This is a genomic window from Corallococcus carmarthensis (assembly GCF_003611695.1).
In the GTDB taxonomy this organism is placed as follows: domain Bacteria; phylum Myxococcota; class Myxococcia; order Myxococcales; family Myxococcaceae; genus Corallococcus; species Corallococcus carmarthensis.
The window spans coordinates 24496-48265 of the sequence record NZ_RAWE01000003.1 but is presented as its reverse complement, the minus strand read 5'-3'; the positions used below and the strand labels follow the sequence as shown (position 1 = coordinate 48265).

General features: G+C 69.9%; 16 protein-coding genes. 7 read left to right on the top strand and 9 right to left on the bottom strand.

Going from position 1 to position 23770, the window contains the following annotated elements:
* Positions 1-113 precede the first annotated feature (113 nt).
* Both D7X32_RS01540 and D7X32_RS01535 read right to left on the bottom strand, forming a co-directional pair.
* On the bottom strand, positions 114-647 hold the full coding sequence (locus tag D7X32_RS01540; RefSeq protein ID WP_147449970.1) for a hypothetical protein: 534 nt from the start codon (positions 645-647) through the stop codon (positions 114-116).
* Complete coding sequence (locus tag D7X32_RS01535; RefSeq protein ID WP_147449969.1) at positions 619-3441, bottom strand: alpha/beta hydrolase; 2823 nt, start codon at positions 3439-3441, stop codon at positions 619-621. The genes D7X32_RS01540 and D7X32_RS01535 overlap by 29 nt, the downstream gene beginning before the upstream one ends.
* 472 nt (positions 3442-3913) lie before the next feature.
* Between D7X32_RS01535 and D7X32_RS01530 the strand changes: the two genes are divergently transcribed.
* Together D7X32_RS01530 and D7X32_RS01525 are read left to right on the top strand one after the other, a co-directional pair.
* Positions 3914-7012, top strand: coding sequence for a Kelch repeat-containing protein (locus tag D7X32_RS01530; protein WP_158625574.1), 3099 nt, complete (start codon positions 3914-3916; stop codon positions 7010-7012).
* Between the two features lie 19 nt (positions 7013-7031).
* Positions 7032-7442, top strand: coding sequence for a hypothetical protein (locus D7X32_RS01525; protein ID WP_120600697.1), 411 nt, complete (start codon positions 7032-7034; stop codon positions 7440-7442).
* Between the two features lie 20 nt (positions 7443-7462).
* Here D7X32_RS01525 and D7X32_RS01520 read toward each other — a convergent pair whose 3' ends face one another.
* The 6 genes from D7X32_RS01520 to D7X32_RS01495 all read right to left on the bottom strand — a co-directional run bounded on the left by D7X32_RS01520 (position 7463) and on the right by D7X32_RS01495 (position 16852).
* Positions 7463-8491 carry a trigger factor gene (locus tag D7X32_RS01520; RefSeq protein WP_120600696.1) on the bottom strand — a complete coding sequence of 343 codons (1029 nt, stop codon included), beginning with the start codon at positions 8489-8491 and terminating at the stop codon, positions 7463-7465.
* Positions 8492-8672: 181 nt separating this feature from the next.
* Positions 8673-9701, bottom strand: coding sequence for a hypothetical protein (locus tag D7X32_RS01515; protein ID WP_120600695.1), 1029 nt, complete (start codon positions 9699-9701; stop codon positions 8673-8675).
* A gap of 345 nt (positions 9702-10046) precedes the next feature.
* The gene (locus tag D7X32_RS01510; protein ID WP_120600694.1) at positions 10047-11195 is read right to left on the bottom strand and encodes a trypsin-like serine protease; all 1149 of its coding nucleotides are present in this window, start codon (positions 11193-11195) and stop codon (positions 10047-10049) included.
* 205 nt (positions 11196-11400) lie between these two features.
* Complete coding sequence (locus tag D7X32_RS01505) at positions 11401-11781, bottom strand: hypothetical protein (protein ID WP_120600693.1); 381 nt, start codon at positions 11779-11781, stop codon at positions 11401-11403.
* A gap of 585 nt (positions 11782-12366) precedes the next feature.
* Positions 12367-13836, bottom strand: coding sequence for a matrixin family metalloprotease (locus tag D7X32_RS01500; RefSeq protein ID WP_158625573.1), 1470 nt, complete (start codon positions 13834-13836; stop codon positions 12367-12369).
* Between the two features lie 148 nt (positions 13837-13984).
* The gene (locus tag D7X32_RS01495; RefSeq protein WP_147449968.1) at positions 13985-16852 is read right to left on the bottom strand and encodes a variable surface family protein; all 2868 of its coding nucleotides are present in this window, start codon (positions 16850-16852) and stop codon (positions 13985-13987) included.
* A 320-nt stretch (positions 16853-17172) separates the two neighbouring features.
* Here D7X32_RS01495 and D7X32_RS01490 point away from each other — a divergent pair, with 320 nt between their 5' ends.
* The 4 genes from D7X32_RS01490 (at position 17173) to D7X32_RS01475 (ending at position 21648) form a co-directional block, all read left to right on the top strand.
* A complete protein-coding gene (locus tag D7X32_RS01490; protein ID WP_120600690.1) occupies positions 17173-18681 on the top strand; it encodes an HD domain-containing phosphohydrolase in 1509 nt (502 codons plus the stop codon).
* A gap of 51 nt (positions 18682-18732) precedes the next feature.
* Entirely contained in the window at positions 18733-19734 is a 1002-nt protein-coding gene (locus D7X32_RS01485; RefSeq protein ID WP_120600689.1) for an alpha/beta hydrolase, read from the top strand.
* An 18-nt stretch (positions 19735-19752) separates the two neighbouring features.
* Complete coding sequence (locus tag D7X32_RS01480; protein ID WP_120600688.1) at positions 19753-20976, top strand: methyltransferase; 1224 nt, start codon at positions 19753-19755, stop codon at positions 20974-20976.
* A 156-nt stretch (positions 20977-21132) separates the two neighbouring features.
* Positions 21133-21648 (top strand): hypothetical protein, encoded by a 516-nt coding sequence (locus D7X32_RS01475; protein WP_120600687.1) that lies wholly within the window; start codon positions 21133-21135, stop codon positions 21646-21648.
* A gap of 103 nt (positions 21649-21751) precedes the next feature.
* On the opposite strand, the gene D7X32_RS01470 is transcribed toward D7X32_RS01475, so the two are convergent.
* A complete protein-coding gene (locus D7X32_RS01470; RefSeq protein ID WP_244238800.1) occupies positions 21752-22801 on the bottom strand; it encodes an AraC family transcriptional regulator in 1050 nt (349 codons plus the stop codon).
* Between the two features lie 15 nt (positions 22802-22816).
* Here D7X32_RS01470 and D7X32_RS01465 point away from each other — a divergent pair, with 15 nt between their 5' ends.
* Entirely contained in the window at positions 22817-23761 is a 945-nt protein-coding gene (locus tag D7X32_RS01465) for an alpha/beta hydrolase family protein (RefSeq protein WP_120600685.1), read from the top strand.
* The last annotated feature ends 9 nt before the right edge of the window (positions 23762-23770 follow it).

The following is a 23770-nucleotide window of genomic DNA, read 5'->3' as shown; positions in this document are numbered from 1 at the left end:
CTCCGGCTTCGCAAGGCCCGCTTCGCGAGGGCGTTGGAGGCCGGGCGTGAAAAGGGCGCGGGCCCTCCCCCATGAGGGGAGCGCCCGCGCCCGGAGTCAGCACTGCCCCAGGCTCAGGGCAGCATCTGGCGGGTCAGCGTGGCCGGACGGGTGGAGCGCGTCTGGGCCTCGTTGCCCAGCCAGGCCACCGTCACCTCGTTCGCGTCCTTGAGCGACTTGGCGTCCGGCAGGAAGACGAAGAGGCGGTCGGGCGGAACCGCCCAGGTGTCTCCGACGCGCTCGCCGTTGAGGTAGATCTCCGGCGAGGACGAGCGCTCCAGCGAGCCCAGGGGCTCCTGGGTCTGCACCTCGATGGCGATCGGAGCCTCCGCGCGGGCGAGCAGGGCCGGCCCGGCCATCCGGGTCAGCTCGGCGTCCCCGCGCACCTTGCGCGCGGACACCCGGAGCACCTCCACCGGACGGGCCGCGTCCGGCGAGGTGGGCTCCGCGCGGATGGGCGCGGGGGCCTGGGTGGCCGGCGCCGCGGTGGGAGCCGTGGCGGGGGGCTCGGTGGCACCCTTGGTCTCCTCCGCGCAGCCTGTCAGCGCCAGGCAGGCCGCCGCCACGAGGAACAGACGGCTAGCGGGAGAATTCGACGTCGTCGACATAGATGTCTCCGGTGGAAGGGCTGGTGAAGCGAATGCGCACGGTGTCGACGTTGGTCAGCGTCACCCCGTTGCCGTTCATGATGAAGGTATGCAGGGGGATGCGCACGGTGGTCAGCACCGTGTGCAGGACGACGTTGCCCGGCCGGACGTACGGCTTGGGGATGACGTCGAACAGGGAGGTGGAGGTGGCCTTGACGGTCGCTCCGGTGGCCAGCTCCACCCGGAAGTCCTGGGTGCCGCTGGCGGGGTTGGACGCGGACGTCGTCTGGGCCACGCGGAAGGACAGCACCTCGTAGCCGGTGGTGTCGCGCTGGGCCACGGGGACGGTGAACGTCGCGGTGGCGGTGTTGCCCGTCCAGGTGGCGCGCAGGACGCTGGTGCTGTGCGGCGCGGGGTTGCTCGCGTTGGCCAGCGTGATGAGCCCCCCCGGGGTGAAGCCGGTGGTGGAGCCGCTGTTGAGCCGCGTGTGCGAGTTCTCGTGGTGCGTCGCGTAGATCTTGTAGCCCGCGGTGGACGGGAACGTGAGCTGGCCGCGCATCATGTCCGCGTAGACCGTCTCGTTCTTCAGGTAGATGCGGGCGAAGGCGGACAGGTAGGACTCACCGATGCGCTGCTGGTTGGGCGCGGTGATGTAGTCGTTGCGCGTGCTGGGTGAGTCATCGCCGTCCGCCGCCCAGACCGTGTTGAAGAGGTTGTGGCTGGCGCCATACACGTCGATGGAGCTCTTGGTCCCCAGCGCCCGGTCGTAGATCTTCGCGCCGGCGAGCGACGTCACGTCGCCGTCCGCCGCGGGCAGGATGACGAAGTAGGGCACGCCCGCGGGCAGCGTGTAGAGCTGCCCGTCCACCGGCGCGATGGAGGACACGGAGACGATGTTGAACGCGGTGTTCTGCATGTACGCGGACACCGACGCTTCACCGCCGCGCGAGTGGCCCGACACGGAGATCTTCGTCATGTCCAGCTTGCCGTTGAAGCGCCCGGCGAAGAAGTTCGGGTAGCTGGGGTAGGTGGCGGCGTTGTTGAGGTGCGACCACTGCTCCAGGTGCTTCAGGATGAGCTGGCCGCGCTCGGGGATCCACTGCGGCACGGCCCCGGACAGGTCATACGCGTCGATGGAGACCGCGATGATGCCGTTGCTCGCCAGCGTGTCGAGCAGCCGCATGTAGCCCTGATGATTGGGCACGCGGTTGGTGCAGGCGGCGTGGGTCTGGGAGTTGTAGCAGATGCGGTGGTTGCCGTGCTGGATGACGAAGAGCGGGAAGGTGCCCGCGGCGACGGCGGTGCCCACGCCCGCGGCGACGGCCGGGTAGCGCACGACGGCGCGCAGGTCGACGTTGGAGGCGCCGCCAATGGTGGGGAAGTAGTCGTCGACGGAGTAGCTGTCCTGGCCAATGGGGTAGGTGCCCAAGGCGTACGGATCCTTCGCCACCTGGAAGCCAATCTGGTTGGAGCCATCCAGGAAGTCGACGGTGTCGTTGTAGTTGCCGTCGGTGGCGTAGGCGCCGGGCGTGCTGGCCACGGTGGAGCCGAAGTCCACGACGACGTCGTACGAGCCCTTCACGAGCGGCGGTTGCCAGATGACGACGTCGGTGCCGTTCACGCACCCCGCCTTCACCTGCTGGATTTCAATGCCGCCCGACACGTCCACGAGGCTGGTGTTCAAGGTCCAGCCCAGCACCGTGCGGTGGTTCACCACGTAGTAGGCCGCCCAGGTGCCGCCGGGGTGGCCGGCGGGCACGTAGGTGGGATCCACCGCGCCCCACACCGGGTCGGCGGTGTCCGCGAACGAGTCCGCGAACTCGAAGTAGGGGAAGCTGTTCAGGGGCCGGCCGGCGAGGTCCATCGTGGGGCCGCCCACCGGGTAGAGCATGTAGAGCACGACGCCCGTGTCGATGCCGTAGGACACGATGTCGCTGGCGCTCAGGACGCCCGTGGGCGGGTTGAACAGGGGACGGCGCGCGATGATGTCGTAGACGCCACGGCGCTGGAAATCGGCGTTCCACGCCGGAATCGTGAAGCGGCCGGAGGCGTCCGTGACGACCTTCTTGGGAGCGGCGGCGAAGTTGTCACCCGACACGTCCGCGAAGGCGTCGCCCTCGCGCCAGGCGCGCTGGTTGGGGACGATGGAGACCTCCACGGTCTCGTTGCCCCGGAAGCCGGAGCCCGTCACGTACAGGTCGCCCCGGCCCGTCTCATGGGCGTTGAGCAGACAGCCGTCGGCGGTGGACGGGTAGACGCGCGGGGTGGCGCCCACCTTGATGGGGAGGTTGAACGCGGCGACCGGCTCGCCCACGGGAAGCTTCATGGGCGGAATCTCCCCGGTCTTGTCCGCCGCCACGGCCTGCGCGGTGACGAGCAGCGTGCGGCCGTCGAGCGCCTCCCGGGCGCGCTCGAAGCTGGGGAAGCGGTAGGGCGACTCAGGCGGGGCCGCGCGCTCCGGGCAGCCCACGACACCGGACTGGAACCAGAGGATGTGCGGCGCGAGCACGCCCTTGGCGTCCGTCGTCGCGCGGGCGAAGCCGACGGCCTCCTTCAGCGTGGGGATGCGCTCCGCGTCCAGCGCGAAGCGCAGCTCGTAGACGGTGTTGGGCTCCAGCCCCTGGGCACCGACGGTGAGCGAGTCACCCACGGGCAGGATGTCGATGGGCTGCCCCCGGTCATCCACGGGGGTGAAGACAGCCGTCCGGGTGGCGGATTGGATGAGATTGGGAGGACTGCCTTTCGGATTCGTGCTGCCCAGGGCCGCGGTCGAGAACGCGGTGAGCAGCACGAAGGGCCATGCAAGACGTTTCACGGAACCTCCGATGCGGGGATGGAACCGGAGGCGAATGTCCCCGGTCCCGGTCATGGAGTGGCAATGCCTCCGCTGCACTCACGGTGCCACGCAAGGACGGAGGGGCCGCTCAGAGGAGGGACGGAGGAAGGGGACTCGCGGCCGAGGAGGATTGTAACCGGCAAGGCTACAATTCATAGCCTTACCGGTTACAGATGGATTCATGGTAAAACTAGAATATTATTTTGAGCTGGATTCAGGGCCAGGCGCGGGCCTGCATCGTGTTTGGCCATGCCGGTGAACAAGGACTGTTTCAACTCGAAGTCTCCACACCCCCGAAAGCGTGAACCCCATGCATCACCTCTCCCTGGCAGCGACTCCGTCGCGCGCCGCAGCCCCCGGGCCTCGTCATCGCACCATCCACCTGGCAGCGGCGCTCGCGCTCGCGCTTCTTGCCTGCGGGCCCGGGCCGGAACACGAAGGAGATGGGGCGATGGCGCTCCCCCTCACGGCCTCCATGACGTCGGTCCGGACGGAGCACGCGGCGACGCTGCTGGCCGACGGCAGGGTGCTCGTGGTGGGCGGGACGGGGCCCAGCGGTGAGCTCGTCACGGCCGAGGTGTATGACCCGGCCACCAACACGTGGTCCGCCACCGGCTCGCTCGCGGTGCTCCGCCGTCACCTCACGGCGACCTTGCTGAACGACGGCAGGGTGCTCGTGGTTGGCGGGACGGGGAGCAGCGGCAACGTCGCCCTCGCGGAGCTGTTTGACCCGGCCACCGGGACGTGGTCCGCCACCGGCTCGCTCATCCAGGCCCGCTACTCACACACCGCGACGCTGCTGCCCAATGGCAAGGTGCTGGTGGCGGGCGGATACGGCCGCTACCCGCCCGGCGTCCCCATGGAGAACATCCCCACGGCGCTCGCCACGGCCGAGCTGTATGACCCGGCCACCGGCACGTGGACCCCCACCGGCTCACTCCCCAACATCCGCTACGAACACCGGGCGACGCTGCTGCCCAATGGCAAGGTGCTGCTCGTGGGCGGGAGGTCCTTGAGCACCTCCAGTACGAGCTACTACTCCTCGGCCCTGCTCTACACCCCTGCGACCGGCACGTGGGCCGCGACCGGTGCACTCCCTCACTACCGTGACGCTCCCGCGCTGACGCTGCTGTCCGATGGCCGGGTGCTCGTGGCGGGCGGGGGTGGCCCCAGCGGTACCGTCTACGCCACCGCCGTGGCGTACAACCCGGTCACCGGCGTCTGGGCCGCCACCGCCGCCACCGGCCTCCAGGGCCGTTCCCAGCACACGGCGACGCCGCTGCCCAATGGCCGGGTGCTCCTCGTGGGCGGACACGAGGCGTTCGGATTCGACAGCACCAGCAGCGCCCCCAAGAGTGCCGAGGTGTATGACCCGGCGACTGGCGCCTCCTTCACCGGCTGGCTCACGCAGGCTCGCGGCTTCCACACGGCGACGAGGCTGCTCGATGGCCGGGTGCTCGTGGCGGGAGGGCTGGCCCCCGGCGGCTACCGCCTCGCGACCTCCGAGGTGTACGACCCGGCCACCGGCTTCTGGACCGCGCCGCCGTCGCTCTCCGAGGCCCGTCAGCTCCACACGGCGACCCCGCTGGCCGACGGCCGGGTGCTCGTGGCGGGAGGGCAGGGCCCCAACGGCCCCGTCGCCAGCGCCGAACTGCACGACCCGTTCACCCACACCGCGTCCACCACCGGCGCGCTCGCCCAGGCCCGCTCCAGCCACACGGCGACACCGTTGAGTGATGGCCGGGTGCTCGTCACCGGTGGCCAGGGCCCCAGCGGCCCGCTCGCGACCTGCGAGCTGTATGACCCCGCGACCGGCGCCTGGAGTCCCACGGGTTCGCTCGCGCAGGCGCGCAGCGTCCACACGGCGACGTTGCTGCCCGACGGCCGGGTCCTCGTCGCGGGAGGGCAGGGCCCCAGCGCGCCCCTCGCGACCTCGGAGGTGTTTGATCCGGCCACCGGCACCTGGACGGTGACGGGCACACTGGCCGCGGCCCGCTCCAGCCACACGGCGACGCTGCTGCCCAACGGCAAGGTGCTGGTCGTTGGCGGCAGGAGCGCCACCGCCCCGCTGGCCACCGCGCAGCTCTATGATCCGGCCACTGGCGCCTGGACGGCGACGGGCGCATTGGCCGCGGCCCGCTCCAGCCACACGGCGACGCTGCTGCCCGACGGCAAGGTGCTGGTGGCGGGTGGAGCTGGCGCCAGCGCCCCGCTTGCCACCGCCCAGCTCTACGCGCCGGCCACCGGCGTCTGGACGGCGACGGGCTCGCTGGCGGTGGCCCGCTCCCAGCACACCGCGACGCTGCTGCCGGATGGCACGGTGCTCGTGGCGGGCGGCAAGGGCCCCAGCGACATCCTCTCCAGCACCGAGGTCCTGACCCCCGCGGCCGGCACCTGGCGCTCCTTCGCCCCGCTCGCGCAGCGCCGCACCTGGCACACGGCGACCCTGCTGCCCGACGGCAAGGTGCTCATTGCGGGCGGCTCGGGACCCAGCGGCCCCCTGAGCAGCTTCCAGGAGTACGACCCGGCCGTCGGCGCGTGGACCGCCACCGGCGCGCTCGCGCAGGCCCGCCGCCTCCATACGGCGACGCGGTTGGACAACGGCAAGGTGCTCGTGGTGGGCGGTCAGGGTCCCAGCGGCGCGCTCGCGAGCGCGGAGCTCTATGATCCGGTCACCGGGACGTGGTCCGCCACGGGCGCGCTCGCCCAGGCCCGCTACTCCCACACCGCGACGCTGCTGGCGACGGGCGGGGTGCTCGTGGTGGGTGGATTTGGCAGTGCCCGGCTCGCCACGGCGGAGGTGTATGACCCGGCCACGGGCGTCTGGACCGCCGCCGGCTCGCTGACGACGGCCCGCTATCTCCACACCGCGACCCCGCTTCTCAATACGGCCAAGGTGCTCGTGGCGGGAGGCTCTGGCCCCAGCGGCGCCCTCGCCACGGCCCAGATCTATGACGCGGAGACGGGCACCTGGAGCACGACGGGCTCACTCACCGCGGGTCGCCACACCCACACGGCGACCGCGGTGCCCGCGGCTCCCGAGTGGCAGATACTGGTGGTGGGCGGATATGGCTCCGCTGCCGTTGCCACGGCCGAGCGGTACAACCCGGTCACGGGCACCTGGACCGCCGTGGGCTCCGTCACCCAGGCTCGCTACGCGCACGGCACGACGCTCCTGAACACCGGCGGGGTGCTCGTGATGGGCGGGGCGGGGGCCAGCGGCGCCCTCGCCACGGCCGAGGCCTTCACGCCGGGCAACGCGCAGACCCTCGGGCGCCCCGCGGCCGGGCTCGCGCAAGCCCGATCCCATTTCACGGAGACGCGGATGCCCGATTTCAAGGTGCTCGTGGTGGGCGGAGCGGGCACCGCCGGCATCCTCGGCACCGCCGAGGCGTATGACTCGGCCCTCAAGGTGTGGTCCGGCACCGGCTCGCTCATCCAGGCCCGCCGGGGTCACACGGCCACGCTGCTGGCCAATGGCAGACTGCTCGTGGTGGGCGGCGAGAACAGCACCGCCGCGCCCTACCTCGCCAGCGCGGAGCTGTACTGACACGGGACGTCTCCCGGCCATGGCCCCCGTGCTAGAAAAGACGCCCGTGTTCCCCGACAACTCCCAGCGCAGCCCCGAGCCGCCGCCCCCGGAACCGCCCCGCACCTGGTGGCGGCGCGTCGTGGACTACCTGGAGCTGAACACCTGGGAAGGGCGGGGGGCCTTCTGGCTGGTGCTGGGCGTGCTCGTCGTGGGCTTCTGGCCGCTGGCGGTGCTGGCGGTCGCGGACGTGAGCGGCACGGCCCGCCGGATGCTGGTCGCCGCCGGGCCCGCGTCCATCTGCCTGGGGTTCGCCGTCCTCATCCTGTGGTGTGGCCACCGGTACGGCGAAGGGCTTCGGTGGTCGCGCCGCCAGACGTGGGGACTGGCCGTGATGTTCCTGGGCCTGGGCCTGCTGGGCGGCCTGGGCCTGTGGTTCAGCGAGAGCTGACACACGAAGCCAAGGCCGCCTCAGCCCTGCTCCGCGCCCTCGAAGGTGACCTTCGCCTTGTTCATGACGTGCTCCACGGCGAGCAGGTACCAGCCCAGCTCGGCCAGGCGGCGTGTCGTCTCGGGCGACTCACGCAGGGCGGCGTGGGCGTCCTCCGCGCTCAACCCGAAGGGCTCCACGTAGTCGCGGATCAGCTGCTCCAGCTTCTCCGGCGTGAGCTGCAGCTTCTCCGCCTCGGTGACGGCCTTCAGCGCGATGCCGATGTGCAACCGGCGCTCGGTGTCCGCGCGCGTGGTGGGGTCCGTGAGCCACCCCTGGAGCGCTTCCTGCTGCTCGTCCACGTCGAAGTGGTAGGCGACCATGGCCTGGCCCTCGGCCTGGACCCAGCGGCGGCGGAGCTCCTCCTCCACCAGCACCCGGGGAAGCTCCACCGGCGCGCGCCGGGCCACCTCGTCCAGGACCATGTCCTGGGCCCGAGCCCAGAGCTGCCCCGCGACCTCGTCCTCCAATTCTTCGCGGATGTTGGCGAACACCTCTTCCAGCGTGCTGCCCATCCCCAGCTTCTGGAGGAACTCCGGGGAGCTGTCCGGAAGCATCGTCACCTGGTGGGCGCCGACGATGTCCACCAGGAAGCGGGCGGGCTTCCCCTGGAGGCCTTCGACCGGGTAGTCCGCCGGAAGCTCCAGGGCGATCTGCATGGACTCGCCCACCTTGCCGCCCTCCGCCAGGGCCTCGCAGAACCCGGGCAGCGCCTCGATGGGCGCCAGCTCCGTCGTCATGCCGAAGCGCGCGGAGAAGGGGATGAGCTTGCCGTCGCAATAGCCCACGATGTTGAGCTGGACGTCGTCGCCCGGCTCCAGCGCTTCGCCCTTCTGACGCTCGCGCGTGGTGGCCAGGGCGCGGCGCTTCTCGTGGAAGGCGCGCAGCAGGTCCTCTTCCGTGAGGTCGTCCGGGGTGGGGACGCTCACGGCGATGCCCTCCAGGGAGGGGGCCTGCACGCTGGGAAGCTTGAGAGCTTCGGCGGAGACGCTGCTCACCACCGGGCTCATCTTCAGCAGTCGCTCGACACCGCGGCCGGATCCTGCAGTCCCTTGAGGGGGGGTCACGAATGCTCCCGGGAGATAGACGACGTGTCCGCGTCCGCGCCAATGGGGAACAAAGCGACGGCTCGGCATGGACTGAGATCTAGTCCAGCCGAGCCGCTCTGACAAACCGCGAGGGTTTGAACGCTTACTTGAAGAAGGCGCCCACGATGCTGGACACCGTGGAGACCGCGGCGCCCACCTGGCTGACGATGGGGATGTTGGTGGCCGCGGCGATGGAGCCCACCGCGGTGATGACCGACGTCACCTTCTTGCCGACGCCCGCGTTCTTGTCCATCAGCGTCGCGCCCGCGTTGGCCACGTCCACGGCGGCGATGGCCACGTTGACGCCCGGGGCGAACCGGCCCAGCGCCTTGGCGGCGGTGCCCGCGGCGGCCTTCGCGCCCTGCTTGAGGGCGGCCTCACCGGCCTCGCGGCCCACCGTGGACAGCGCGGCCTTGGCGGCGGAGCGCGTCCCGCTGCCCAGGATGCCCTTGGCCAGCGTGCTGCCCGCCTTCGCGGCGTCGCCCGCGGCGGTGGTGACGGCGCGGCCCACGTTCTTCAGCGACGCCCCCTCCATGATGCCCTTGGTGGCGGCGCCCTTGACGGCCTTGAGCACGTCGTCGCTGGCGTTGGGGAGCGCCTTCTTGAAGGTGTCGAAGGCCGCCTTGCCGGCGTCCAGCTTGCCCTTGAAGATGCTGCCGCCCAGCACGCCGCCCATCACCTTGCTGCCGACGATGCCGCCCGTCGCGGCGGAGATGGTGGACTTGGCCGCGTCCAGGGAGGAGCGCGTGGCGGTGATGATGTCGTCCTTGCTGCCGGAGCGGATGGCCTGGCGGACGTCCTTGAAGGCCGTGGCGCCCGCGGCCACCGCGCCGGGGATGCCCGCGTAGCGCATGGCGGCGCCCATCTGCGCGCCGAACTTGGTCAGCCCCTTGAAGCCCTGGGAGAAGGTCGGGTTGCGGACGAAGTCCAGGTTCGTCTTCCCGAGGATGCCCTGGGCGCCGTCCTTGATGTTCTTGATCTGCTGGAAGGCGTCCTTGCTGAAGTTGATCGCCTTCGACGCCTGCGTCGCGACCGCGATCCCGCCCTTCACGAGCTGCTTGTTGGCCTCGAAGGTCTGCTGGACGTTGGTGCGGACGGCGTTGAAGGTGCGCTTGATGTCGGGGAAACCCATGGTGGGCCTCGTAGGTTTGGAAGGGGCGGAACTTGAACTGATTATCGGACGCGAAGCGCGCGAGTTGCTTGAGACTCGTTTTCCAGGATTACACGCGCGGGCCAGGAGCGTCGAATCGCCAGGGGCCTGGAATCATTGAACTTTTCCAGGCGGCTTGCCCGGCCGGGCGTTCAGCTCGCATCCTGACCGACCCGGGGTGCAGGCGGTTGCACGTCCAACGGTCGCACCAGGCCGTCCTCGCCGTTCCGGGGCCGGTACTCCCAGTGCCACGGCCCCGATGCCACGGTGCGGCGTTGCGGGTGGGGCATCGCGCAGGCGGCGCGTGCTGGCCTCCGTTGCCAAGGCTCAGTAGGTCGTCACGCGCAGCGCCGTGTTGGAGACGCCCGAGACGCTGCGCACGGAGGCGTACCAGGTGCCAGCGGCGGGGCTGGAAATGGTGCAGTACTCCGCGTTGCCGCTCTGGTTCGAGCGGCAGGTGTACGTGCTCGTCGTGGGCATGGCGCTGTGGACGTAGAGGTCTGCTTCGCCCGTCCCCCCCACCAACTGCGCGTTGAGCGAAGGGGTGCCCGCCGCGACGGTGAAGGTGTAATGGGCCCACCCGGTCCCCGCGGGGACTGACAGGACTTCGGACAGGCGCGGGGTGACGGGACGGGCGCGGATGTTCGTCACCCACGGTTCGATGGCCGAGACGCGGGCGAAAACGGTCGGGTGGCTGGCCTGGACGCAGTTCACGACCCAGCTCGCGAGTCCCGCCAGGATCTTCCCCGACGCACCGTTGACAACCAGCGGACCCCCGCTGTCCCCGTCACAAGCGCTCTGCCCCGCAACGCCGCCCGCGGCGAGCATGAACGCGGTCAACGGAACGGGGGGATTCGTGTACGCGCTGATGGGCAGGTCCACCGTCCTCAGGTCATCCGGAGGGGTGCCCCCCTGGGCCGTGATACCCCAGCCCGTCGCGGTGGCGATAACGCCCAGGTTGGTCCGGCCGGCCGTCACGTCCGCCGCCGTGGCCATGGTGATGCCCTTCACCGTGGTGGTGTTCAAGGTCAACGGAGAGGCGAGCCGCACGAGCGCAACATCCTTGTCGACCGTGCTGGAGTTGTACCCCGGGTACAACAGGAAGTCGGCTACCTGCACCACCTGCCCCGTGGACGCCATCGTGCTGCGCGTCGCGCTGCCGACCCCGATGCTCACGCTTGCCGGGTTCCTGCCGACGACGCAGTGCTGCGCGGTGAGGATGTACCAGGGGCCCAGGATGGCACCGCCACAGAAGTGCGAGCCGTTCGCTGTCCGCAGGGAGGCCTGCCAGGGAAAGTCCGTGATGGCCGCGGGGGTGCCACCCACAATCTCTTGCGACACCTCCCCCACGCCGGCGTTGGGCAGGTCCTGAGGACCACAGCCGCCCATCAGCGCGGCGCCCATCGCGCCCAGGGACAGGACCGCGCGGATGCGGTGCGAAGACTTCGTGCGGGACTTCGAGAGCAGGGGGGCCACGGGACACGCTCCACGAGCGGAAGGTTCGAAGCAGGCATTGCAGGGGACATGCCTCCTGGGCCTCCCTGGATGCCCGTGGGGCACGGTTTCGTCCACGCGGGCCCGTGACACGTCAATGCCAGGTCCTGACACGTCCGTGGACCCAATAGACCGTCATCCTCCGCCACGGCCCGCCCCGACTGCTCGAAGCGGGCCGTGGTGTGGGTCAGAAGGTCTTATCGAGCAATGCCTCACACGTCGGTGCGAGGGTCGCGTCCTTCACATGGATCGCCACCGGTCCGGAGGCCGCACCGGGCTCCCACTGCATGCGCACGAAGCACTTGTCCCCGACGTTGAGGACGTGGAGCCGCGAGGCCACCGCGCCCTCCGGCAGCGCGTCGAACACCGGCACCCCTTCTGCCTGGGTCTTCAGCGTCTGCCGCAGCGTGGCCGGCGTGTCGCTCCGCCCGTAAAACCGGCCCGGCTTCACGCCCTCGGGCAGCGCACCCAGCGACTCGCGCACCGTCGAGGGAAGCGAGGCCCGCGCCGTCGCGGCGTAGCGCCGCACCTCGTCGAGGACGGCGGAGGGCGTGCCGCCGCGCAGCACCTCGTGCCGTACCGAGGGGCCCGTCAGGTCGATGCGCCCGTTCTCCCCGTGCAGGAGGACGAAGGCTCCCGGAACGAGCGGTGAGCGCCTCAGGAAGAACAGGTGCGTGCCTCCGCCCGGGGCCGCGATGTGGGCGCCCCGTGGAGAGGTCCGTTCCCGCCGCGGGCACGGAGATGACCAGACGCGCGCTCCGCTCGCCGGGCACGCGCTCCGTGTTCCGGTAGAGCTCCTCGTCCACCTCGAGCTCCAGCTGGTGGGAGTACCGCGGGTTCTTGCTCCCCCGCGTCTCCGTTCGTGCGCCGAGGACCCGGGTGATGCGGCCCGTGACGATGACGTCCGACTGGGCCACGTACCCCTCGGGGCCCAAGTCATACTCGCCATAATCATCGTGGATCTGCCCCTGTGTCGCCACGGGCCCCGACCGGGCCTGCTCGGGGAGGAACCCTGTCGCCACTCCGGTGGCGCCCACACCCAGGACCGCTCCAAGGACGAGCGTCATTCCCTGCTTCATGAAAGGCATCATGATTGGCTTGCTCCGAAAGTCATTCACAGTGAGGTGTCGTGACAGGCCTGCGCGAGCGCCGCTCATGGGGCTGCCGTCACCAGCTTCGTGCTCGAGATGCCACCGCCGACGTAGGTCCGCTGATCCAGGGGATACGTGGAGTCCGTGCACCCGCTGCTGCAATCACGGACATACATATACGCGTTGCGCGTGTTGTCCGTGGACCCGTGGATGATCTCCAGCCGGTTCCCGTTGATGATCTGGAGGTCCGGCGCGACGTTGAGGGTCCAGCCCCCGGCCACGGAGGTCCCCACGTGCACGTAGTTGCCGGAGGCATTGATGTAACCCTCCGCGATGCGCAGGAGGTGGGTGCCATCCGCGGAGGGGAAGGCCATGAAGCAGCGGTTCGCACCGGCCGGTGCCCAGTAGCCGCAGTCGATGCCGACGGGCGCGTCGGTCCACTCCGTGTTCAGCTGCGTGGGCGTCGTCCACGCCCCGGAGCTGTCGGAGGTGGAGAGTCGCAGCAGGCCCCTGTCCCGGTCGATGAAGGCCATCACGAGCCGGGCGGTGCCCGCGTCGTACGCGAGGCTGGGACGGCGCCGGGACGACATCGTCGTCAGGGTGCGCGTCCCCGTGATGCAGCCCAGGAGGGCGGGGTAGATATTCCGGTAGACGAGGATCTGCCCTCCGTCGTTGGCCGCGAGGAACGCCTTCGCGAAGCCGCCGGAGGTGTCCTCGGAGACGGCCACGCCGTCGTACGTCCACTCGTCCCAGTTGATGCACTCGGGGCTGACGCCACCGGTGGCGGAGATGGCCAGGTGGGCCACGTTGCTGGTGGTGTCCCGGGTGGGATCCGTCTCATAGGCCACCAGGGACCAGCCATCCGCGCGGGTCGCCACGCCGACGCTGCCAGAGGTCTTCGCCACCTGGGTCCAGGCGCCGCCGGTGCGCTCCCGCACCCGGATGGGGTAGTCCGCGATGAACTGCGCGTGCTGCCCGCCCGTCTTGTCGTCCACGCGTGGGAAGCGCTTCGGATAGGCGGCGAAGGCGTACTGCCCCTGCTTCATGATGGCCTCCTCCGGGTTGGAGGGGTGGCCCAGTCCGAGGCAGTGCCCGAACTCATGAGAGAGGATGGATTGGATGTCCCAGGTGCCGGTACGGTCGTCCGAGTAGCTCTGGGGACTGTTGGTGTTCTTGTAGATGTCGAGGGCGCAGTTGTCGGAGAAGGGGACGTTGGTCGCGCGTCCGAGGCACCCCGAGGTGCAGTCGCCATCGCAGCACGTCTTCGCTTCGATCTCGATGTCAGACGCGCTGGACGTCGTGTTGTAGAACGCGAGGTTGGTGGAGAAGCCCACGCCCACGTTCAGCCAGGCCTGGAGGCCCGAGCGCGCCATGTGCATGGTGCGCGTGGCGTCCAGTCCGAAGTGGCTCTGGAACGGGCCGGTGATGACATCAATGACATAGGGATTGTCGCTCCACCGGTTCCCCGAGTTGAGCACATAGGCGCTTACTGTCGCGGCGGGCAGGAATCCCATCAGGAAGACTGCGATCAAGCCAGGTCGTTTCATCATTTCCCCCAGTGCGTCTTTCGGTGCTCCCGTGCCCCAGGCGCGGGGCGAGGACGGGATGTACGAGATACGCAAGGGCCCCCATTCCTGGTCACATGGGGGAGCGGACCGCGGTTGTCTTTTATTCGTGGCGCTACCGGCCGTGTCCCGCCCGGCGCCAGAGGATTCCCGTCAGCGTCAGCAGGAGCATGAACGACGTGCCCGCCGCGCCAGGGCCGGTGGTGCAGCCGCAGCCGGACTCCTCCGGCTCGGCGTCGTCCGGAGGGTCGTTCTTTGGCACGCAGGCTCCCGCGCGGCACTCACCCGTGTCGCAGGCGGTTCCGTCCGGCGCCTGCGTGGTGGGGAAGTCCCCTGTTTCGGGATCACACACCGGGGTGATGACCTGACACGGGCCGGGCGAGGGCGCCGTCTTGGGGGCTCCGACGCAGCTCGCGCCCTGGCAGAGGTCGTTCTGCGTGCACGCCGCTCCGTCGTCGCAGGTGGCATTGGCCGCCCGGGGACCGCAGGTCCCGTCCGCCGCCGCGCCCGCCGCCATGCTGCATGCGATGCAGTCGGACGTGCCACCGCCGCAGGCGGAGTCGCAGCACACGCCGTCCACGCAGAAGCCACTGCCGCAGTCGGTCGCGGCGCCACAGGCCGTGCCCAGGACGGAGAGGAGGCGTCCCGTGCTCGCGTGCACCCTTATGGCGCCTTGCCCCGGGTCATCCAGTTCCCAGACGGCGATGACCGCGCCGGCCGCGGAGACCGCGAGCGACGGGGCGCGTTCGTCCGTGGGCCGCTTCGCGAGCGCCTCCGCTGGCGGTCCCACGAGCGCCTTGTCGAACTGCCGTCCCATGACGTCCCAGCTGCCGGAGGTGCGCTGCTCCCACGTCATGAGCACGGCGTGGCCGTCCGACGCGAGCTGGGGCTCGCTGGCGTTCGCCTCGGTCGCGACCTCGACCGGTGTTCCATCCAGCACGGTCCCCACCGGCGTGAACCGGGCCGCGAGCACCGCGGGACTCGACTTCTTGTTGGATATCCAGGCGGCCACGAATTGGGTGCCGTCGAACGTGAGGCCCGCGGCCCGGGTGTGGTCCTCGAGAGGCGAGACGAACATCGGCGCCTCGTTCAACTTCGTCAGGAGGGAGTCGAACCGGTACAACGCCAGGGGAGAGAACCCCCGGTAGTCCAGCGGGAGCACCACCGCGCAGAGGCCATTCAGCGTGCAGGCAAGCCCGAAGCTGCTGGTGTTGTTCGCCTTCGCGACAGTGACGTTCCCGCTCACCCAACCCTGGGGGCTGACCTGCGCGAGTTCCACCTCACTGTTGTCGTGCGACCAGCCCACGACGTAGCGGTAGCCATCGACGGCGACCCGGGGATGCTGGCGCGCCGTCGGAGGGCCCACGGGCGGGTCGCCCGCGGCGATGGCGATTCCCTGGGCGTCCATCACCGCTCCCTCCGCGGTGACTCGCGCGCCGTAGATGTCACGCCGGGTTCCGGTGTCATCCTTCCGGTCGTCCCGCCAGACCACGAGGAAGTCCTCTCCGTTCGACACCACGTCCGGTTCATCCTGGTTGCCCTCCGCACCGGAGATGACGAACGGCGTCCCGTCCAGGGGTTGGAAGTTCGCATCCAGCCGGACGCCGTGGATGTCCAAGGCCACGCCGTTCCAGGCTGACCAGACCATCAGCGCGCGGTCCCGGGACCAGGCCACGCGAGGCGTCATCTGCGCCGGGGCCCCCACCGAAAGCGTCACGGGCGCCGCATCGACGCGGGTGCCCTCCGGACTCACGCGGGCGGCGACGACGTCGTTGCCACCGACGGGGAGGGACCGGGTCCCCGCCACCAGGAAGCTGCCGCCGCTGAACGCCACGCAAGGCTCCGTGGCCACCCCCTGCGGGTCGAGCACGGTGATGGGCTCGCCCGGCCCACCGCTGCCAGCCGCGGGGACACGCACGGCGCGCACCTGCTTGGAAGCCTCATCCGCCCAGGCCACGAGCGCGTGCGTCCCGTCGAAGGCGATGGCGGGCTGCTTCTTGCCATTGCCAGCCGTCCCGTCCGCGATGAGGAACCGGTCGGCCGCGGTGCTGCCCGGTGTCACGAGGGCGCCCTGGATGTCCCACTCCGCGCCCCCGGTCGAGCCCGCGTCCTCCCATGCGACGAGCACGTTGTCGCCCACCCGCGCCGCGGAGGGCCTGGCGGCGAGGACATCGCCGCTCAGGCTGAAGGGCGCCGCATCCACGGGCGCCCCCGACGCGTTGAAGCGGCGCGCCCAGATGCCCTGGCTCCCGCCGGTGGTGAGCTGCCCGGACCCGACGACGAGGTAGTTCGTGCCATCGAAGATGACCGTCAGGCCCTCGCCCAGGCTCTTGCCCGCGATCAGCTCGATGGGCTGGGCCGCGGGGGTACCGCTCTCATCGAAGAGCAGGCCGATGATGCGCGTGCCAACGGACCAGGCCGCCAGGAAGCCGTGGGCGCCCATGGTGATCTTCACGGCCTGCGGCACCAGGAGGTTCAGCCGCGGCGCCAGGGCGGACCGCCGGATGGCGCCGGACGGGCTGACGAGCGCGGACTCGACGGTGACGAGGATGTTCCCGGACTCCGAAAAGTAGCCGCGCTGCCAGACCACGAGATGTTCATTTCCGTTCCAGACGACGCCGGGGGCACCCACGCGGTAGTACTGCGTCGCCTCGCCAATGGCGAACCCCACGGGGTCGACGAGCGTTCCATCCGCCGCCATGCGCGCGCCGCGAATGTTTCCGGCGCCACGCGCCCCGTCGTCCGACCAGACCGCGAGGAAGCCGGTGCCATCAGAGGAGAGCGCGGGCAGTTGCTGGTCGAACGCGGACGGCAGGGGCGTGGTCGGGCCGAAGGTGCGCTCATCGCCAAGCGCCACGAGCCGCGCGGCATCCCGCGTCGTCACCTTCGCCGCTTCCGGTGCCGCCGGAGGAGGCGGCGTGGAACAGGAGAACAACAGCGGAAGCGCCAGACAGAAGCGCCGGAGCAGGGAGGCGGTATTCATGGGGAGGTCCCAGGGGGGATGTTTGTCGGCGTGTCGCGTGCCGGAGAACATACGCAAGTCCCATCACCGTCTGGCTGGAGGAGCGGGCGGCTTTGCGTCGGGTCGTGGGCGAGGAAGCCCGGCTGACCCGTCCATGTGTCCCCCTCACGGGGGCTACTGTGTCATGGATTGCCCCTGTCTTGCCGGTCGTGCGTCGGCCGAAGGCAGTGGGGTTGGCGTCCCCGGGCAGTCGGGCCTCCGCCAATTGGCCGATGCGCTCCGGGCCAGGACCCGCTGTGTTCCGGACACTTGCTCCGTCTCCGTGCCAAGATCTTCCCGTGATGAACCTGCGCCAGGATCCGGTGGCTTCGCTTTCCGCGTTGTCCTCCGTGCTCGACCTCGCCAATGGGTTGGAGGGGGAGAAGAGCCTGCTGACCGGTCTGTTCTCGCTGGAGCTGGCGTTGGACGGCGGCCTGTCACGGGCCGACGCCCGGGCCGCCTTCTACGTGGGCCTGCTGCGCCACCTGGGCTGCACCGCCTACGCCGCCGAGGAGTCGCGGCTGGGCAACGACGTGCACCTGCGCCGCAACCTGCTGCGCGGGGACGCGGGCCGTACCGCGCATGTCGTACGCTCGGTCCTGGACGCCAATCCCAGCCTGCCCCGCCGCACCGCCGGGCTGGCGCGTCTGCTGACGTCCTCGCGGCGGCTGCGCTCGGAATGGTTCGCGGAGGCATGTGGCGCGGCGCGGCTGCTCGCCTCCGGCCTGGGGCTGGACGCGCGAGTGCTCCAGGGGCTCGATGAGGCGTACGAGCGCTGGGACGGGGAGGGCGGCCCGCGATTGCTGGGCGGCACGGACCTGCTCGAGGTCGGGCGCGTCGCGCAGGCGGCGCATGTGGCCGTCGTCTTCTTCGTTGGCTCGGGCGCGGCCGTGGCGCAGGAAGCCCTGGCGCTGCAAGCCGGGACGACGCTGGACCCGGCGTGGGCGAAGCGGGCCTTGGCCGCGACTGCCTCGCTCCAGACCTTGTCGGATGCGCGCATCGAGGCGGCGGAAGCATGCCTGCTCGAAGCGCCGCCCACCATCGACGCCACCGCGCTGGCGACGACCTTCGGGGACTTCGCGGACCTGCAGAGCCCCTTCACGCGCGGACACTCACGGCGCGTGGCGGAAGCGTGCGCCTCCGCCGCGCCCCGCCTGGGCCTGGACGCGGCGGAGCAGTCCGCGCTCCAGCTCGCGGCGTACCTGCATGACCTGGGACACGTGACCCTGCCCACCGGCCTGTGGCTGCAACCCGACTGGTCCCCCTCGGACCGGGAGACCTCCCGGAGCCATGCCCACGCCACCGAGCAGCTGCTCACCGCCACGCCCATGCTGCGGGACGCGGCGCGGCTCGCGGGCGCGCATCACGAACGGCTGGATGGCGGAGGCTATCCCCGGGGCCTTCCGCCCGCGGGCCTGTCCCGCGCCGCGCGACTGCTCGCGGTGGCCGACGTCTGGGTCGCGCTCCAGGAGGAGCGGCCCCACCGTCCCGCGCGGGCCGCGGCCCTGGCGAAGCAGGTCCTGGAGGCCGAGGTGAAGGCGGGCAGGCTGGACGCGGACTGCGTCGCGGTGGTGGCCGGGACGAAGGACGTCCGGCGAGTCCCCGAGCCCGGCCCCACGTCCGCGCTGACGCCCCGTGAGGTGGATGTGCTGCGCCTGCTGGCAGGTGGAGCGACGAACAAGGAGATCGCCGGGAAGCTGGGGGTGTCGGACCGCACGGTGCAGCACCACACCATCCACATCTACGAAAAGCTGGGCGTGAGCACCCGCGCGGGCGCCTCACTGGTGGCCGCGCGCGCGGGCATCGTGTGATCCGCCATCTGGCCGATGTGGGCCTGGGCACCGCATGGTGAATGGGGCCCCATGAACAAGCCCTTTCCCGCCGTCCCCTTCTTCACCGCCCTGGCCGCGCTCGTCCTGTTGCAGGGCTGCGCAGCCGCCACCGCGTGCCGCACGCGTCCCGCCACGTCCCCCGGCTTCGAGCGGACCGCCTCCGACGGCATGTGCCTGAGCAGCGTCCGGTGGGAGCCCACCCAACCGCCCGCGCGTGGCGTGGTGGTCCTCATCCACGGCCTGCGTGACTACTCCGACCGCTACGGCCGGCTCGCGGAAGCGCTCCAGGCCCAGGGCTTCGCCGTCGTCGCGCAGGACCACCGGGGCCATGGCCATTCCGGCGGGGACCGTCAGCGCATGGAGTCAATGCAGCAGTTGGTGGATGACGTGGACGGCGTCGTCCAGGAGGCCCGCGCGCGACACCCGGGCGTGCCGGTGATGGTGTTCGGCCACAGCATGGGCGGGCTCATCGCCACGCACTACGTGCTCCAGCACGCCTCCGGCGTGTCCGGGCTCATCCTGAGCGGCGCGGGCATCGTGCTGCCGCCGGGGGTGACTGGCTTCGACACGCGGCTGGCGAAGATCTTCGGCACGATCCTCCCCGGGCTTCCCGCGCAGGACCTGGACAGCCAGATGTTCCTGCACGACGGCCCGGAGAAGGAGAAGTTCCTCGCGGATCCGCTCATCACCCACGAGAAGCTGCCCGCGCGCTCCGCCAAGGCGCTCATCGCCGCCATCGAAGCGCTGGATGGGAAGTTCCAGGACCTGAAGCTCCCACTGCTGGTGGTGCACGGGGGCGAGGACGTCATCACCTCCATCGATGGCAGCCGCGCCCTGGTGGAGCAGGCCACGAGCTCCGACAAGCGCCTCATCATCTACGAGGGCCAGCGCCATGACCTCGCGCACGAGCCGGACGCGGCGAAGGTCGTCGGAGACATCGTGGGCTGGGTGGAAGCACACGTCCCGCCGAGCGCCGCCGCAGCGGGCCCGGCAGAGAATCAGCGCGCTCTCCACCGACGGCAGGGTGAGTGACGCATAGGATGCGCCGACATGGATTTCCAGGCGCGACTCGAGGCGCTCACGCACCAACTCCAGCCCTGGTCCCCGCTCTGGTCCCGCTCCATCCTCCAGGGCTGGCCCGGGTCCGGCGCCGCCTATCCCGAGGAGTGGCTGGCCTATGCCCGGTCACTCGATGAAGCGGGCGAGCGGCGGCTGGACCAGGGGGCGCTCGTGGGCGTCCCGCCTCCGTCCCTGCATGCGCTCCTGGGCGCGCTCCAGGAACTGACGGCGCTGCCCTGGCATGAGGGCCTTCACGCACTGACGGTCGCCGAGACGCAGGGACTCAGCGCCAAGAAGACCCACGAACTCGAGCGGGTGCTCGCCCTGCTCGCGCCCAGAACGCGCTTCATCCACCATGCGGTCGATATCGGCGGCGGCATGGGACATCTCGCCCGCCTCTGTGCGCGGACGTTCGGGTGGACCTTCCACAGCATCGACCGGGACGCCGCGTTGCAGGACAAGGGCCGGCGGTGGCTGACGAAAACCCACCCCCCGGGCGGGGACACCCTGTGTTTCATCCAGGCCTCCGTCGAGGACGGGCTCCAACCGCGAATCGATCCGCTCTTCCACGGCCGGGACCGGGCCTCCATCGGTCTGCACACCTGCGGGCCGCTCGCCCTCACGCAGCTCCGCAAGAGCCAGGGGGCGGGCTTCGTCCTGAACATCGGCTGCTGCTACGACAAGCTGGAGGCCCCGAGGGATTACCCCGTCTCCCGCTTCGGGAGCGCGCATCCGCTGCCCTTCACCCCGCATGCCCTGGCACTGACGACGCGGGGACGGCATCACAAGACCGAGGTGGAGTTCGCGCGGATGAAGCAGGTGTACGCGTGGCGCTTCGCGTTCGATCTCCTGTCGAGACAGCGCTTCCCCGAGCGCGGCTTCGTGAGGGCAGGGGACGCGCCCCGGACGCTCTATGACGGACGCTTCGCCGTCTATGCGCGCGACCGCCTGGAGCGCCTGGGCCTGGATGCCGGCATGACGGACGCTGAGTTGGATGCCTTCGAGGTGTCCGTTCGCGTCGAGACGCGGGACCTCTTGCTCTGCCATCTGCTGAGAGACCGCTTCGCGAGGGCGTTGGAGGTCGTGCTCCTGCTCGATCGCGCGCTCCTGCTGGAGGAGCTGGGCTTCCAGGTCGAGCTCCTCCAGCTCTTCGATCCACGCCTGTCTCCGCGCAACCTCGCGCTCGTCGCATCGTGTCATACTGTTGGTGATTGAAATAACTCCCGCTGTGAGCATTGTCTTGCTTGAAAAATCAAACTCCGTAATAATGCGGATAAGCCTGAAATTGTGTGTGGCAGGTGCCCACCGGTCCAGGGAAACGCATCAAGAGCCGCCGACGGTCTCAACGGCGGACGAACGGAGAATGAAATCATGAAGAGCGCATTCGAGGCGGTCCTGGTGCTGGCGGCGATCACCGTGCTGGGCGGCTGTGGTGGCACGCCCGAAAGCGTGGAGGAGTTCGACGTCGAGCTGTCGAAGTCGTCGCTCTCCTTCACGGGATGGGTGGTCAATGACGCGGGAACGCAATGCACCGTCAATGGCAGTACCATGCATTGTTGTCCTGTGGGCTACGCCATGATTGGCGCGCACGTCACCAACAACGTCTTCAAGTGCGCCCAGCTTTCATCCACGAGCGGCGCCCGCTACCTCGACACGGGGACTTCGCGCAACGGAATGCATGCCTGTCCCTACGGCAGCGTCATGGTCGGCATGAACACCAGCAAGAACCACCTGGCGTGCCAGGCGCCGGGGACGGCTGTCGTCTCCGAGTACGTGGACGGGAATCCCGCGACCACCGACTCCTATCCCATGCATGTGTGCGGGGCCGGTGGGTATGCCATGAGTGGCATCAACGTCGGCAGCAACCTGTACACCTGCGCGAGGTAGCCGGCGCGCCCGCGACTGTCACTCGCGATCGCGCGATTCTCCTGGAGGAGCTGGGCTTCCAGGTCGAGCTCCTCCCCACGCCTGTCTCCGCGCAACCTCGCGCTCATCGCGTCGCGGAGCGCTTCTCGAGTGTGTGTGCGAAGGGCCCGCGCCGGAACGCCGCCGGGCCCGTGCCCTGCCACCGTTTGAACGCGCGGCTGAACGCAGGAACGCTCTCGTACCCCACGCGGCCCGCGATGGTCTCCACCTTCTCGGTGGTGTCGCGAAGCAGCTCCGCGGCCCGCGCGATGCGCCAGCGCGCGAGGTACTGGAGCGGGGACTCGCCCACGAGCTCCGTGAAGCGCGCCGCGAACCCTGAGCGCGACATGCCCACGCGTCGCGCGAGCACGTCGACGGTCCAGGGATCGGCGACGCGGGCGTGCATGAGGCTCAGCGTCTCGTAGATCCGTGGGTCGGCAACGGCGGGGATTGCGCCGCGCTTACACGGGCCATCCCCCACCGTCGAGCGGAGTGCGAGCACGAACAGCACGTCGGCAAGACGCTGAAGCACGATGTTGCTCGCCGGCCGGGGCGCCGCGCTCTCGGCGAGAATGAATTGAACCGCGGCGGAGATCCATGGCCCCGAGGCAGGGTCGCTCGCCGACAAGACGACGAGCGGCGGCACGCCCTGAAGGAGCACCGGCCCGCGTCCGTCGCTCAGTTCGAAGAAGCCCGCGACAATCGTGGTGGCTGCGCCGCGCCCCCCGATGCGCCGGGGTACCCAGCTGGGAGAGTAGGGTCCGTCGCAGACCGGGAGCAGCTCGCTGTCAGCCGAGTCGCGCAGCGCGTGGGCCGTGCCGTGTGGGACGAACCCGACCTCTCCAGGCGATAGGACGTGTGCTCGCTCCCCCTCGACCTCGAGCCGCGCGCCGCCGTGCGCGACAAGGTAGAAGCTCGCGCGATTCCGGCGGGGAATGCGAAGCCCCCACGGCGCGCGCGCCTCGATGGGATTGTAGAGCGCGTGCCGGATCAGCGAGGCGCCGAGCACGTCGGCGACCGCGTCTCCACGTGGATCGCGGAGCTCCAACGGCGTTGGCTTTTCAGCTAACTGTTTTGGAGTTTTGCGCATGGATCGTCCATAGCGCAGGCGGTATCCCAAGACCAGGTCACACATTGGGAGCGCGGTCCTATGAGCAAGCCAATCACTCGAGCTGAAGACGGAGCCTTCGGCGCGCCCGCGCCGGTGGTGTCGGTGAGTCCTGTCGTTCTGCCGGCGGCGGGGCGTGGCGCGGATCTGGAAGTGCGGGTCTCGGCGCCCGTCACGGGAAGCGATTTGCCAATCATCGTCTTCGCGCACGGTTATGGGTCATCGTCGGACGGCTATCTTCCCCTCGCACACTCCTGGGCGGCTCGTGGCTTCGTCGTGGTCCAGCCCACCTTTCTCGATTCGAGGACGTTCGGCCTCGGACCGGACGACCCGCGGACTCCGTCGATCTGGAAACACCGCATCGAAGATGTCACGCGCGTGCTTGATCACCTGGACGTCATCGAAGCGTCCGTTCCGGGACTCACGGGCCGCGTCGATCGCAGCCGGATCGCCGCGGTTGGGCACTCGTTCGGGGCTCAGACGACGGGGATGCTGCTTGGCGCCAGAATGAGGGGGCCCGATGGCCGATTGGGTGACGACCTGTCCGATCCTCGGATCAAGGTCGGCGTGTTGCTTTGCGCGGGTGGCCGAGGGGGCGACGCGCTGAGCCCGCTCGCGCGTGAGCATTTTCCGTACTTGAATCAGGTCTATGCCGAGATGACCACGCCGACCCTCGTCGTCGCGGGCGATCGGGACCAGTCTCCGTTGACTGTCCGCGGTCCGGAATGGTTCACGGACGCGTACACCTTGAGCCCGGGTCCCAAGTCGCTCCTGACGCTGTTTGGAGCCGAGCACCTGCTCGGTGGAATCTCCGGGTCTCTGGTGACGGAAACGACCGACGAGAACCCCGCGAGGGTCGCAGCCGTCCAGCGGCTCACGTGGGCGTACCTCCGCACGGCGTTCTACCCCGACGATCGCGCCTGGTCCGTGGCGTGCGCGGAGTTGATGGCGAGCCCGACTCCGCAGGGACGGGTTGAAAGCAAATGAGCGCCTGAC